Below are 13,235 nucleotides of genomic sequence, written 5' to 3'. Positions count from 1 at the left end.
ATTGCGGCGCAGCGCCTCGCGCCACCGCTGCTCATTTGGCTGTTCATTCGCGGTCGCTCCCAAGATTAAATTAGGGACAGCGACGTGAACGCGTCATGAATGAACGATGTTGCGGGCAACGCGCCGCGGCGCAGTGCCGCGATGGGAGGAATTCTTGCAATGACTGTCTACGCGATCGCGCAATTGAAGATGACGGACCGCGCGGCCTATGACCGCTACCAGGCGCGGTTCTTCGATGTGTTCAGGAAGTACAGCGGGCGGCTTCTCGCGGCCGACGAACAGCCCCGCGTGCTCGAAGGCACTTGGCCCTATGACAAACTTGTCATGATGTCGTTTCCCGACGAAGCCGCGTTTGTTGCCTTCTCCAACTCAGCCGACTACGAGGACATCTCGCGCGATCGCAAGGCGGGCGCGCAGGCGACCGTGCTGCTGGTGAAGGGATTTGCGCCTGCCGGCTAGCGCGTCACCACCACGGTCCGAAACCGAGCACGAAGGGAGCGGGCACACCGTAGGGATAGGGACGGTAGTAGACAGGCCGCGCGTAGTAGCGCGGATCACGGGACGCAGAGTGCCGCGCAATGTCGTCATGTCGCGCGTGTCGTCGCGCATCAAAAACTGCGATCCCCGCCGAGGCATCCGGCTTCGTCATTCTCTGCACCGCGGAAGCGCGAGGCATGGCGGCGGCGAGCCCAACGATAACGGCCAATGCAATCCATCGCGTCATGACGACCTCCGCGCCCAGCATGCGGGCTTCGTTCTTGCGGTGCACGCGCTGACCAGGCGTTACGACACAAGGATTAGGGCCGGACCCTAGAGCCTTGAGACTGAATAGGCTATGGATGAACGCGCCCCGGACCTGAATGCAGAGGGCGCGCGACAAGTTCCTGAATCCCGGCGCAACATTTCAGGCGCTGCCAAAACCGGCCGTCAGCGACGAACGTATCTTCTGGTCGAGCGAATGCAGGAGATGGTCATGCCGAATTCCAGCGGATTGCGGATATCTCGCCTCGCGATCGCAGCGAGCCTTGCACTCGGCGCGAGCTCGGCGATTGCCGCACAGGGACCGGGCGTCGAGGCCGGCGCGGCAAGCCCGCTGACTCAGCTCGTGATGACGATCCTGGTCTATGGCGCGTCCGCAGCTGTCGTCGGCGCCGGCCTGATCGGCGCGCTCCGCGGGCATTGAAGGGGGCGTCAGCCTCGGCGCCAGTAGCAGCTCATATGCGGCACGATCACCGTGCCGCTGGGCCGGTATTCCTGCACATAGGTCGCGTTGCACTCGCGGACCGCATCGGGACCGGGATTGTACCGCGGATAGACGCCGTCCGGGCTGTAATAGGGCGTGACACGCAGGCGCGCCGCAGGGCGCCTGCGTGGCGGCGGCGCGTCGGGCGAGACGGCCTGGGCCAGTCGGATTTCAGGGGCGGCCGTCTGCGTCTGAGCATTGGCTCCGCCGCCGACAAAAAAAGTCGAAAACAACCCCATGCACAGTAGAACCAGAACTGCTGTTCCCGCCCGCATCGCACCACCACTGACCTGAGCCAACCCCTTGATGCGCCGTACGCTCCTCGTTTTCGCGCGCGGCGTCAACGCCCCGATCCTATAAAGCGGGATGCATCGCCGCGGAACCCACGCTAAGAGAGGTCCATGTGGACGGAATTGAAAGCGCCCTCGCTGGCCGAGATGGAAGCGATGGCCCATGACGTGTTCGAGCGCCTGCCGGCGGAGTTTCGCGGGCTGTGCGAGGGCGTGATCATCCGCGTCGACGACTTCCCCACCGAGGAGGTCCTGGACGAGATGGAATGCGAGAGCGAGTTCGACCTGCTCGGCCTGTTCCAGGGCATCGGCCTGCCCCAGCAGAGTTTTGGCGACGTGGCGCGGCTGCCCAACATGGTCTGGCTCTACCGCCGGCCGATCCTGGACTACTGGGCCGAGCACGACGAGAGCCTCGGCCATATCGTCCGCCACGTCCTGATCCACGAGATTGGCCATCATTTCGGCCTCTCGGACGACGATATGGCGGCGACCGAGGCCAAAGCAGACTAGATCTGCCGAATTCGGCCTAGGATTCGGCCCCCGATCGCGATAAATACCTGTTCCCCCAGAACCACCCGGGAAAGCGCAACCATGGACAAGTTCACCACGCTGGAAGGCGTCGCGGCGCCGCTGAAGATCATCAATGTCGACACCGACATGATCATTCCGAAGCAGTACCTCAAGACCATCAAGCGCACCGGCCTTGGCAAGGGGCTCTTCTCCGAGCAGCGCTACAAGGACGACGGCAGCGAGAACCCTGATTTCGTCCTCAACCAGCCCGCCTATCGCAACACCAAGGTGCTGGTCGCCGGCGACAATTTCGGCTGCGGCTCGAGCCGCGAGCACGCGCCGTGGGCGCTGCTCGACTTCGGCATCCGCTGCGTGATCTCGACCTCGTTCGGCGACATCTTCTACAACAACTGCTTCAAGAACGGCATTCTGCCGATCCGCGTGTCGCAGGAAGACCTCGACAAGCTGTTCGACGACGCCGAGCGCGGCGCCAACGCGACGCTGACGATCGACCTGCCGAACCAGGAGATCCGCGGCCCTGACGGCGGCAAGGTCAAGTTCGAGATCGACCCATTCCGCAAGCACTGCCTGATCAACGGCCTCGACGACATCGGTCTCACCATGGAGAAGAAGGCCTCGATCGACACCTACGAGGACAAGCTCAAGCGCGAACGCGCCTGGGCGTGATCTCGATATCCGGTTCAAGCCCCGGTGCGACAAGCGCCGGGGCTTTTTCTTTGCCCTGATTATCCCCTATAGCTTCCGCGCATGCTGCCCGACATCGTCACCTTCTGGCACGGCCCGATGGACGCCCTGCGCCAGACCTGTCTGCGCTCGCAGCTTGCGGCCGGCCACAAGGTCACGGTCTACAGTTTCGACACCATTCCCGGCCTGCCGGCAGGCATCGAGAATGCCGAGGCCGAAGCGATCCTCCCGCACGCATTCTCAGAGCGCTTGCGGCCGCCGCAACCCGACGGAAGCTGGCGCGACTGGACCACGCTTCAGTTCAGCGACTTCTTCCGCATGAAGCTGATGGCGAAGGGCCTCGGCCTCTGGCTCGACGCCGACGTGCTGCTCCTAAGGCCTGTCGAGATCGATCCGGCAAAGCCCTACTTCGCCTGGGAGCGGCCGCGCCAGCTCGGCAATTCCGTGATCTACCTGCCGCCCGGGCACGGCATCGTTGCCGCTTTCGAGGAGCTGATGGAGCAGGAGGAACTGACGCCGAACTGGCTGTCGGTGCGCCATCGCATCACCTTCATGATGCGCCGCCTGCGCGGCGGCTCGAACCGCCTCTCCGATATTCGCGTTGCGATCTTCGGGCCGGCCGCGCTGACCGCGCTGGCGCGTCGCACTGGAGAATTGCAGAACGCGCTGCCGAAGCAGTCGTTCTACGCCGTGCACGCCGAACCGAAATTGTTCTTCGATCCCTCGAGCTATCTCGGCCTCGTCACCAACCCCCAGATCATCGGCCTGCACATCTCGCCCAAGGGCCGCGGTAGCGAAAAACCGATCCCGGGCAGCCTGTATGCCTGGGCGGCGGAGCGGTTCGGCTAGCTGTCGCGCAGGAAGTGCGCTCCCTCTCCCGCTTGCGGGAGAGGGTTGGGGAGAGGGTGTCTCCGCAGGCGAGCCCCCCAAGAGGAGAAAGCCCTCACCCGGCGCTTCGCGCCGACCTCTCCCGCAAGCGGGAGAGGTTGACCACCTCGCAGCCCGCTCTTCCTGTTTGATCCAGCGCAACGCGCTCCTGCATCATTGTGCCTAATCTGGTTCCAATTTCACGACCCCAAGAGGAGCCTCGCATGAGCACCGCAAGCAGGCCTTATCCCATCGTTCAGGACCTCATCGACTCCTTTGCGAGCTGGCTGAAGCATCGCCGCGAGATGAACGAAATGCGGCAGCTCGATCGCGCCGATTTCGACCGGATCGCGAGCGATCTCAGGATCGCGCCTGATGATCTCGAAGAGCTGGTCCGCCATGGCAAGCACGCCGCCGATGAGCTGCCCAAGATGCTGGAGCAGCTCGGCATCAGTGCGGAAGGGCTCGGACGCGCGCAGCCGCTGCTGCTGCGCGACATGGAGCGGGTCTGCTCGCTCTGCGGTCACAAGGGACAGTGCGACCGCGATCTCGCCGACGGCACCGCCGCGGAGAACTACCACGGTTATTGCGGCAATGCCGCGACGCTGGAATCGCTCGAGCGCGCAGACGTGGAGACGCATTGAGCGGTCGTCCGCACCGATCGATGCCCTGGCGACGGACGCGTCGCCGGCGCTAGATCACACCGGTTCGCGCGCAAGCCTCGCGCCGGGCAAATCCCTTCACGAGCTTCCTGCAGGCGCGATAACGCTCTTCCATGCTCGCGCCGCCGACGCTCGCCGGAGCGTGCGGCTCGGCAGTGCTCTCCTTTCTGACGGGATGCGGCTGCGAGGTCTTTTCGCGCTTGGTTGAAGGCTCGACATCCTCCGGCACCGGCACAAGCTGCCAGACCGGACGAAGCTCTATGCTCGCCGTCTCGGATGGCTTCTCCTTCCTGAAGGAAGAGAGGGCCAGAACGTTCTTCTCCATCCTGACCGTAACTGGCGTCCCGGTGATCGAGAATTTGTTGTCCGTAATGTACTCTGCGAACGATTGATACCCGGCCTCGTCTTTGACCCACGATGCCTTTGTCGGCGGCCCCCAGAGATAGTACCCCTTGGCCAATCCCGTGGCGGACACCTCGGTAACGATCAGCATGGCATAGCGTCCCTTGCCATTCGTCCACCCACGCTTGTTGGACCACACGCCAACAAATTTGGAATCGGATTTGGGCTGGACGTCGTGACCGGACGAGATCGTGAAGCTCGGCAGCTTGAGCTGCTGCGCGGCCGCGATGGCAGCAACTTTCTGGTTATCCTCGGGCGCAAAAACGTTTCGGACGACGGCTTTCGTATCTGGTCCCTGGCGCCGGCTCGCATCCGATGCCGGAGAGGCGGTGAGGGACGGCACGGCCGCCACTTCGCTGGCCTTGAGATCCTTGATCCGCTGGCGAGCCTCTGCAGCATGGCCGCTGCGCGGATATCTTGCCAGAAACTCCTCAAACAGGCCCGCCACGGTCGACGTCTGGATCGCCAGCCAAAACTTCTCGTCCTCTGCGGGAGCCGCGGCCGCCGGCGGTGATGCGGCTGGCGCCTGAGCGCTCGCGGCAGGCGCCTTCAGGTAGATCTCCTCCTTCGACAGGGAGCCGTACACGAAGGGCTGCTGTTCGCGTTTGGTCGCCGCCATCACGTCGTCGCGGACCCGGCGAAACAGAAACGATATCTCGAGGCCCGGTGTTTCAATGTGGCGAAGCAACGACGCGGTAAAGGGGCTGTTCCGGCCATCGCCGTCACTCGCCGTGGTGCCGTCGCGGGCGGCGTAGGCAATCAGAACATTGTCGGAGGGCTCAGTCGGCGCGAGCCCACGAGCTACGGCCCGGGTGGCGATCGACCGCTTCATCTTCGCTGCGAACGGATTGTTGCGGCACGCGTCGAGAATGACTAGGCCCAGCTTCCGGGCCTTCGAGACCTGAAGGCTCACGGAGCGCAGGCTGATGGCCTCGCTCTCGATGTCGGTGTCGCTGCGCAGCTCTGCGCTAACCGGAATCAGCCAGTTCTCGCCGCTGACCTCCATGCCGTGCCCCGCGTAGAACACCACGGCGAGATCGGCTCCCTCAGCAGCCCGGCCGAACTCGACGACGGCCTTCCTCATCTCTTGCGCGTTGGCGTTCTTGACCTGAGTAATCTTGAAATCGAGACGCTCGAAGGCGCGGCCGATGTCGGCCGCATCGCGCGTCGGGTTCGGCAACTCAGGCACTTTCTCATAGGCGCCGTTGCCGATGACGAGCGCAACCCGGGCCTGCTGTGCAAGCGCTGGCGAGACGAAGGAGAGTGACGAGGCGAGGAGGACGGCGACCCAAAAAATGCGCATCAAATACTTGCCCGGATCAAATATCGGGCGCGAGCGTAGCATTGTCCGTCACCACCGCAACGGGAAAAGCTGCGGTCGCTTAGGGAATCACGACTTGAATGCGACCGGGTCGCTCAGCCCTTGCTCATCGCGGCGATCGCGTCCGCGATCTCGATGGTACGCTTGGCCATGTCGGCGTGCAGGCGTTCCACCATCGCCCCGTCGAGGCGGATCGCGCCGCGCGAGACGTTCTCGGGCAATTCGAACGCCGCGATGATTTTTCGCGCGCGCGCGACTTCCTCTTCCGGCGGCGTGAAGATCGCGTTGCAGGCTTCGATCTGCGAGGGGTGGATCAGCGTCTTGCCGTCGAAGCCGAGGTCGCGGCCCTGCGCACATTCGGTGGCGAAACCGTCGGAATTGTTGATGTCGCTGTAGGGGCCGTCGAGGATTTCGAGGCCGTGGGCGCGCGTCGCCAGGATGCAGTGGGTGATCATCGGGATCATCGCGGCGCGGCCGGGCAGCATCTTGATGCGCGTCTCGCGCGAGATGTCGTTCGGGCCGAACACGAAACCGGAGAGGCGGCTCGTTGGATTGCGCCCGGCGGCGGCCAGCTCCTCGGCATGGAGCACGGCGCGCGCAGTCTCGATCATGGCCCAGACCTTCACGGTCGGCGCGGCGCCGAGCTCGGCGAGGCGGCGGCCGATCGCGTCGAGATCTTCGACGCTTGAAACTTTTGGAACCAGGATGCCATCCGGCGATGCCTTGGCCGCCATCGCGACGTCATCGGCCCACCAGGGCGTATCGAGACCGTTGGTCCGGATCAGGATCTCGCGCTTGCCGAACCCCTTGGCCGCGATCGCGGCGGCGATTCCGTCGCGTGCCGCCGCCTTGGCGTCAGGGGCGACGGAATCCTCGAGATCGAGGATCAGGCCGTCGGCGGCCAGATTCCGCGCCTTCTCCAGCGCGCGGGGGTTAGAGCCGGGCATGAACAGATGGCTGCGGCGCGGGCGGGTCATGCGAATGGTCCTTCCGGTTTCCTCATATCTCTTCTGACCTGAGCCGATAGCATCTGGCATGCCTATTCGAAAGGCTTGTTCGCCCCTGCGGCATATGGTTAGGCATAGGCCATGGTCACATTCCCGAAGCATTTGCTGGAAGGCTACCAAGCCTTCGCCACCCAGCGGCTGCCGACCGAGCAGAGCCGCTACCGTGAACTGTCGGTGAAGGGGCAGTTCCCGGAAGTGATGGTGATCGGCTGCTGCGACAGCCGCGTCTCGCCCGAGGTGATCTTCGACGTCGGCCCGGGTGAATTGTTCGTCGTCCGCAACATCGCCAACCTGGTGCCGGTGTATCAGCCCGACGGCAACGCGCACGGCGTCTCGGCCGCGCTCGAATATGCCGTGACGGTGCTGAAGGTGAAGCACATCGTGGTGCTCGGGCACGCGCAATGCGGCGGCATCCGCGCCTTCGTCGACAAGATCGAGCCGCTCACCCCCGGCGACTTCATCGGCAAATGGATGCAGATGTTCATCAAGCCCGGCGAAGTGGTCGAGCAGCGCGACCACGAATCGATGGCGCAATTCGTCGAGCGCATCGAAAAGGCCGCGGTGTTCCGCAGCCTGGAAAACCTGATGACCTTCCCGTTCGTGCAGAAGGCGGTCGATGCCGGCCAGATGCAGACCCACGGCGCCTATTTCGGCGTCGCCGAGGGATCGCTGTTCGTGCTGGACAAGGTCGCGAAGGAATTCCGCAGCGTCAAGGACGCGGCGTAGCCGATCTCGTAAACTGGCGCATCAAACGAGATCGTCGTCCCGGACAAGCGGAGCTCTTGGCAACGCGCAGCGTTGTCCAGAGCGGAGCGCCGATCCGGGACCCATAGCCACAGGAAGTTGTTTGGCGAAGACTCGTTGTTGCCAGCTCGCGCAACAATGCGGGCCGGTGGTTATGGGTCCCGGATCTGCGCGCGCTTTTGGCGCGCTTGTCCGGGACGACGAGAGGCGTGGGCGAAGGCTTACGCCGCCTTCTTCTTCGCGCTGATCAGCTTTCGGTTGATCAGCACTTCGGCGATCTGGATCGCGTTGAGCGCGGCGCCCTTGCGTAAGTTGTCGGACACGCACCACAGTACGAGGCCGTTCTCCACTGTCGCGTCCTCGCGGATGCGGCTGATATAGGTGGCGTCCTCGCCGGCGGCTTCGTACGGCGTGGCGTAGCCGCCGGGTTCATGCTTGTCGATGACGAGGCAACCCGGCGCCGTGCGCAGGATGTTGCGCGCTTCGTCGGCGCTGATCGGATTCTCGAACTCGATGTTGACGGCCTCGGAGTGGCCGACGAAGACAGGCACGCGCACGCAGGTCGCGGAGAGCTTGATCTTGGGATCAAGAATCTTCTTGGTCTCCATCATCATCTTCCACTCTTCCTTGGTGTAGCCGTCCTCCATGAAGACGTCGATCTGGGGAATGATGTTGAAGGCGATGCGCGCGGGAAACTTCTTATTGACGATCTCGCTGTTGGTGTAGACGGCCTTGGTCTGCGAGAACAATTCGTCCATCGCATCCTTGCCGGCGCCCGACACCGATTGATAGGTGGAGACCACGACGCGCTTGATTGTCGCCTTGTCGTGCAGCGGCTTCAGCGCGACCACGAGCTGCGCCGTCGAGCAGTTCGGGTTGGCGATGATGTTCTTCGTCTTGAAGCCCGCGGCCGCATCCGCGTTCACCTCGGGCACGATCAGCGGCACGTCCGGGTCCATGCGCCAGGCCGAGGAATTGTCGATCACGACCGTGCCGGCGGCGCCGATCTTCGGCGACCATTCCTTCGACACCGAGCCGCCCGCCGACATCAGGCAGATGTCGACGTCGGAGAAGTCGTAATGCTCGAGCGCTTTGACCTTCAGGGTGCGGTCGCCATAGGAGACCTCGACGCCGACGCTGCGGCGTGACGCGAGGGCCACGACCTCGTCCGCGGGGAATTTGCGCTCATCGAGGATGTTGAGCATTTCCCGTCCGACATTGCCGGTCGCGCCGACGACTGCGACTTTGTAACCCATCGTTCACTCTCCGATGAAAAAGCCCGTTCCCGAAGCTGACGCTTAAACAGGAAGAGCAGCGCTTCTATGCGAGAACCGGCCTCAAGACAACGTTGGACCATGCCCGAAGGCCGTGGATGCAGTCGCCTGAGGCCAGCACGGCCGCAACTCCCACCCAGATCCATCTGGCGCTCGCCAATTTCGCCGACGAGGTCGTCGGCACGCTGGCGCGCCTGTTCGCCTATGTGGGGACGCTGGTGCTGTTTGCCATCCTGGGCCTTGCGGCCTTGGGTCAGCTCCCGAGCCTGCGCGACGACGATCCGGCGCTGAAGCCGGGCTGGAGCGTGGCCGACCACTCGCATCCGGCCTTCGCCATCAGCCGGCTCAATTCATCAGATAAAACAGCTGCTTATACCATCCTACGACATCCCGAAGGGGGCCGCCGGGACGTGATGCGCTGGACTGGCGAGGCGGACCGGTCCGTCGCCGAGCTCGATATTTACCGGGAAGGCGGCGAATTCGACGTGGCCCGCCCGGCCACGGCAGACCTGGCCGTCCAAATGGGACTTGGTGCGGCCGCCCCGCTCGAGCAGGCCGGCCTGATCGACACGAAATTCGGCCCGGTCGCCCTGTACCGGCCGACCGGCACGGCGCAGGCGTGCCTTGGCTATCTCAAGCGCAGCGAGGAGCCGGCGCTCCAGCTCTCCGGCTTCTCCTGCCAGGGCGATACGCTGCCCGCCCAGCGCGCGGCCATCGCCTGCACGCTGAACCGGCTGACGCTGCTCACCTCGGGCAACGAGCCTAAGCTGGCGGAATTGTTCGCCCGTGCCGAGCTCAAGCGCAGGGGTTGCGACCCCCAGGGCTCGCCGGACTGGCTGCTGGGCGCCGCGAACGCGCAATTGCGCGGGGCGCTTTGACCGGCATCAAGCTCAAGTGGCTGGTATTCATGCAACTTTTGCCGGCGCGCACGATTATTCCGCCCTGGTGTGACCCAATAGACCTAGTTGCGGCCACCCCGACCGGGCTAGTATGGGTCGAAATCGACTGGCGGCTTGCCGCCTGAAGGGGACGTGATGAGCTCGAAATTTTCTGCCGCGAACAAATTGGCGACGTTGCTTGCGGCGGGCGCCGCGATTGCCATGGTCTTCGCGGCACCGGCTTCGGCCGACACCAGGACCAAGCAGCGCTATGACGATCGCGGCCGGCCCGTTTACGGCCCGAGCGGCCCCAACACGGTCTATCAGCAGGGACGCACCCGCATCTATGTGAGCAAGCGCTCCTGGCTCGACGGCGGCACCGAGGTCAATCCGGGCGATCGCAAGTTCTCCGACTACGCCTTCCCGCCGGCGGTGGGCTATCCGTCCTTCGCCCGCGAGAACCTCAACCGCCCGATCGATCGCCAGCCGCTGTCCCCACCGTCCGATGTTGGCGGCTATCCGCAGAACTTCCCGCTGTACTGAGGCGGACGCAGGCACCGAATCAAATGGCCGGGCTCACGCCCGGCCATTTTTGTTTTCTCGCACCGTCATTCCGGGATGGTGCGCAAGCACCAGACCCGGAATGACGGCACTTGCCGCTTACGCGTGCAGCTTCTGCAATTCCTTCAGGATCGCTTCGCCCATCTGCGTGGTCGAGGCGGCCGTGGTGCCTTCCGACTTGATGTCGGCGGTGCGCAGGCCGCTGGCCAGCACGGCGGCGATCGCGGCATCGACCTTGTCGGCGAGCGCGCCCATGTCGAAGGAGTAGCGCAGCGCCATGCCGAACGACGAGATCATCGCGATCGGATTGGCGAGACCCTTGCCGGCGATGTCGGGCGCCGAGCCGTGCACGGGCTCGTACAGCGCCTTGCGCTTCTTGCTCTTGACGTCGACCTCGCCGAGCGAGGCCGAGGGCAGCATGCCGAGCGAGCCGGTCAGCATCGCCGCGATGTCGGACAGCATGTCGCCGAACAGGTTGTCCGTGACGATGACGTCGAACTGCTTCGGCCACTTCACCAGCATCATGCCGCCGGAATCGGCGAGCTGATGCTCGAGCGTGACGTCGGGATATTCGCGCTTGTGGACCTGGGTCACGACCTCGTTCCAGAGCACGCCCGATTTCATGACGTTGCGCTTCTCCATCGACGTCACCTTGTTCTTGCGCTTCTTGGCAAGGTCGAAGGCGACGCGGGCGATGCGCTCGATCTCATAGGTGTCGTAGACCTGGGTATCGATGGCGCGCTTCTGGCCGTTGCCGAGATCGGTGATGGTCTTGGGCTCGCCGAAATAGACGCCGCCGGTGAGCTCGCGCACGATCATGATGTCGAGGCCCTCGACCGCCTCGCGCTTCAGGCTCGAGGCATCGGCCAGCGCGGGGTAGCACACCGCGGGGCGGAGATTGGCGAACAGGCCGAGATCCTTGCGCAGGCGCAGCAGGCCGGCTTCGGGGCGCACCTCGTAGGGAACGGCATCCCACTTGGGACCACCGACCGCGCCGAAGATGATGGCGTCGGCGGCCAGCGCCTTGGCCATGTCGCCCTCGGAGATCGACACCTTGTGCGCGTCATAGGCGGAGCCGCCGACGAGGCCGGTGTCGGTCTCGAATTTGGCGATCCCGGCCGAATTGAGCCAGTCGATCAGCCGCTTCACCTCGCCCATCACCTCGGGGCCGATACCGTCGCCGGGGAGCAGCAGCAGTTTGTGGGTCGCCATGGTCGTTTCCTTCTCGATCCTCTCTCGTCATTCCGGGACGCGCCTCTTGGCGCGGGCGGGGGAATCCATAACCACCAGCCGGGATTATGGATTCCGGGCTCGCCCACTTCGCGTGCGCCCCGGAATGACGGCCGGCCGGAGTGCTAGAGCGGCGTTGCGCGCTTGGCAAGACACCATTGCCGCGCCGCGGCTGTGCAAGACCGGCAGGGCCTGCCACAGTGCGGGACGCCGGAGTACCCCCTTGCACGCGCCTGACCGCCCCCCGCCCGACGCGCACCCCGCGCGGCTGATCCTGATCCTGTCGCTGGCAGCGACCGTCGGGCTCGGCATCGGCCGCTTTGCCTATGCGCTGGTGCTGCCCGACATGCGGGAGACCCTCGGCTGGTCCTACTCGGCGGCCGGTTTCATGAACACCATCAACGCCGTCGGCTACCTCGTGGGCGCGCTGGTGGCGTCCCGGCTGATCCAGCGCGTCGGCTGGTCGGCGGCAATCCGCGGCGGAACCCTCGCCTGCGTCGCCGCGCTCGCCACCTGCGCACTGACCGGGAATTTCGTGGCGCTGAGCCTTGCACGCCTCGTGCTGGGCCTGGGTGCTGCGGCCGGCTTCGTCGCCGGCGGCGCGCTGGCCGCTTCGATCGCGCAGTCGCAGCCCGCGCGGGCGAATTTCCTGCTCAGCCTGTTCTATGCCGGCCCCGGCATCGGCATTCTCGCCTCGGGCCTGATCGCACCGTTCACGCTCCAGCATTTCGGGCCGGGCTCGTGGTGGCTGGTGTGGTGGGCGATGACGCTGCTCTCGGCCGCGATGACCGTCCCGCTGTTCCTGGTCCGCATCGAGAGCCGCGTGCGTTTCACCGAAGGCAGCCACGCCTCGTTCGCGATTCTCCCCGTTCTGATCTATCTCGCCGGCTACTTCCTGTTCGGCGCCGGCTACATCGCCTACATGACCTTCATGATCGCCTATGTGCGCGACGGCGGTGGCGGAGCCGCGGCGCAGGCGGCGTTCTGGAGCCTGATCGGCCTCAGTGCCTTCGTCACGCCGTGGGTCTGGCGCGGCGTCCTCGCGCTCGATCGCGGCGGGCTTGCCACCGCCATCATCCTCGGCACCAACGCGCTCGGCGCAGCCTTGCCGATGCTGGGGCATTCGCCGGCGTGGCTCGCGGTCTCGGCGGTCGTGTTCGGCGTCGCCTTCTTCGCGGTGGTCGGCTCGACCACGGCCTTCGTCCGCTTCAACTATCCGCCCGAGGTATGGCCGACCGCGATCGCGGCGATGACGATCTCGTTCGGCGTCGGCCAGACGCTGGGGCCGATCGTGGTCGGCGCCATCACGGATGCGCTGGGCAGCCTGAGTTACGCGCTGAACGTCTCGGCGGCGCTGCTGGCGTTGGGCGCGGTGGCGGCGCTGTGCCAGCGGAAGGTGGGGCCGGCCCGGCAATCGGTACCGCAGGGTGGGCAAAGCGAAGCGTGCCCACGATCTCTAAAATAACGGGAAGGTGGTGGGCACGGCGCGTTGCGCCTTTGCCCACCCTACGGCAGCACTCGCTTCGCGAGCCCCGGAATGA

General features: G+C 64.9%; 16 protein-coding genes. 10 read left to right on the top strand and 6 right to left on the bottom strand.

The features are described from left to right. The first annotated feature begins 159 nt into the window (after positions 1 to 159). Positions 160 to 459 (top strand): DUF1330 domain-containing protein, encoded by a 300-nt coding sequence (locus ACVWW6_RS07970; protein WP_038965080.1) that lies wholly within the window; start codon positions 160 to 162, stop codon positions 457 to 459. 4 nt (positions 460 to 463) lie between these two features. Here the strand turns inward: ACVWW6_RS07970 and ACVWW6_RS07965 are convergent, their stop codons facing one another. Then, on the bottom strand, positions 464 to 724 hold the full coding sequence (locus ACVWW6_RS07965; RefSeq protein WP_456680482.1) for a hypothetical protein: 261 nt from the start codon (positions 722 to 724) through the stop codon (positions 464 to 466). A gap of 249 nt (positions 725 to 973) precedes the next feature. Here ACVWW6_RS07965 and ACVWW6_RS07960 point away from each other — a divergent pair, with 249 nt between their 5' ends. Then, positions 974 to 1,183 (top strand): hypothetical protein, encoded by a 210-nt coding sequence (locus tag ACVWW6_RS07960; protein WP_456680481.1) that lies wholly within the window; start codon positions 974 to 976, stop codon positions 1,181 to 1,183. A gap of 8 nt (positions 1,184 to 1,191) precedes the next feature. On the opposite strand, the gene ACVWW6_RS07955 is transcribed toward ACVWW6_RS07960, so the two are convergent. After that, positions 1,192 to 1,482, bottom strand: a complete 291-nt coding sequence (locus tag ACVWW6_RS07955) for a hypothetical protein (protein WP_404526076.1) — start codon at positions 1,480 to 1,482, stop codon at positions 1,192 to 1,194. A gap of 162 nt (positions 1,483 to 1,644) precedes the next feature. Here ACVWW6_RS07955 and ACVWW6_RS07950 point away from each other — a divergent pair, with 162 nt between their 5' ends. The 4 genes from ACVWW6_RS07950 to ACVWW6_RS07935 all read left to right on the top strand — a co-directional run bounded on the left by ACVWW6_RS07950 (position 1,645) and on the right by ACVWW6_RS07935 (position 4,259). Further along, the gene (locus ACVWW6_RS07950) at positions 1,645 to 2,043 is read left to right on the top strand and encodes a metallopeptidase family protein (RefSeq protein WP_456680480.1); all 399 of its coding nucleotides are present in this window, start codon (positions 1,645 to 1,647) and stop codon (positions 2,041 to 2,043) included. A gap of 81 nt (positions 2,044 to 2,124) precedes the next feature. Continuing rightward, positions 2,125 to 2,730, top strand: coding sequence for a 3-isopropylmalate dehydratase small subunit (gene leuD / locus ACVWW6_RS07945; protein ID WP_011083326.1), 606 nt, complete (start codon positions 2,125 to 2,127; stop codon positions 2,728 to 2,730). 81 nt (positions 2,731 to 2,811) lie between these two features. Further along, positions 2,812 to 3,597, top strand: coding sequence for a hypothetical protein (locus ACVWW6_RS07940; protein ID WP_456680479.1), 786 nt, complete (start codon positions 2,812 to 2,814; stop codon positions 3,595 to 3,597). Positions 3,598 to 3,839: 242 nt separating this feature from the next. Beyond that, positions 3,840 to 4,259 carry a hypothetical protein gene (locus tag ACVWW6_RS07935; protein WP_028174902.1) on the top strand — a complete coding sequence of 140 codons (420 nt, stop codon included), beginning with the start codon at positions 3,840 to 3,842 and terminating at the stop codon, positions 4,257 to 4,259. Positions 4,260 to 4,308: 49 nt separating this feature from the next. On the opposite strand, the gene ACVWW6_RS07930 is transcribed toward ACVWW6_RS07935, so the two are convergent. Both ACVWW6_RS07930 and ACVWW6_RS07925 read right to left on the bottom strand, forming a co-directional pair. Then, positions 4,309 to 6,024 carry a caspase family protein gene (locus tag ACVWW6_RS07930; protein ID WP_456680478.1) on the bottom strand — a complete coding sequence of 572 codons (1,716 nt, stop codon included), beginning with the start codon at positions 6,022 to 6,024 and terminating at the stop codon, positions 4,309 to 4,311. Positions 6,025 to 6,095: 71 nt separating this feature from the next. Continuing rightward, entirely contained in the window at positions 6,096 to 6,977 is an 882-nt protein-coding gene (locus ACVWW6_RS07925; RefSeq protein WP_028174903.1) for an HpcH/HpaI aldolase/citrate lyase family protein, read from the bottom strand. 111 nt (positions 6,978 to 7,088) lie between these two features. Between ACVWW6_RS07925 and ACVWW6_RS07920 the strand changes: the two genes are divergently transcribed. Next, positions 7,089 to 7,733, top strand: coding sequence for a carbonic anhydrase (locus ACVWW6_RS07920; RefSeq protein WP_060909692.1), 645 nt, complete (start codon positions 7,089 to 7,091; stop codon positions 7,731 to 7,733). 239 nt (positions 7,734 to 7,972) lie between these two features. Here ACVWW6_RS07920 and ACVWW6_RS07915 read toward each other — a convergent pair whose 3' ends face one another. Continuing rightward, entirely contained in the window at positions 7,973 to 9,007 is a 1,035-nt protein-coding gene (locus tag ACVWW6_RS07915; RefSeq protein WP_011083332.1) for an aspartate-semialdehyde dehydrogenase, read from the bottom strand. Positions 9,008 to 9,123: 116 nt separating this feature from the next. On the opposite strand from ACVWW6_RS07915, the gene ACVWW6_RS07910 reads away from it, so the two are divergent. Together ACVWW6_RS07910 and ACVWW6_RS07905 are read left to right on the top strand one after the other, a co-directional pair. Continuing rightward, on the top strand, positions 9,124 to 9,903 hold the full coding sequence (locus ACVWW6_RS07910) for a hypothetical protein (RefSeq protein ID WP_456680477.1): 780 nt from the start codon (positions 9,124 to 9,126) through the stop codon (positions 9,901 to 9,903). A 156-nt stretch (positions 9,904 to 10,059) separates the two neighbouring features. Beyond that, complete coding sequence (locus ACVWW6_RS07905; RefSeq protein WP_028174905.1) at positions 10,060 to 10,446, top strand: hypothetical protein; 387 nt, start codon at positions 10,060 to 10,062, stop codon at positions 10,444 to 10,446. Positions 10,447 to 10,563: 117 nt separating this feature from the next. Here the strand turns inward: ACVWW6_RS07905 and leuB are convergent, their stop codons facing one another. Next, complete coding sequence (gene leuB, locus ACVWW6_RS07900; protein ID WP_011083334.1) at positions 10,564 to 11,676, bottom strand: 3-isopropylmalate dehydrogenase; 1,113 nt, start codon at positions 11,674 to 11,676, stop codon at positions 10,564 to 10,566. A gap of 241 nt (positions 11,677 to 11,917) precedes the next feature. Between leuB and ACVWW6_RS07895 the strand changes: the two genes are divergently transcribed. Continuing rightward, positions 11,918 to 13,159: an MFS transporter gene (locus tag ACVWW6_RS07895; protein ID WP_456680476.1), complete on the top strand. Its 1,242-nt coding sequence runs from the start codon at positions 11,918 to 11,920 to the stop codon at positions 13,157 to 13,159. Positions 13,160 to 13,235 lie beyond the last annotated feature (76 nt).

The organism is Bradyrhizobium sp. USDA 3311 (assembly GCF_054062495.1).
The sequence above is the reverse complement of the archived record's forward strand: the minus strand, read 5'-3'. Positions and strand labels throughout refer to the sequence as shown.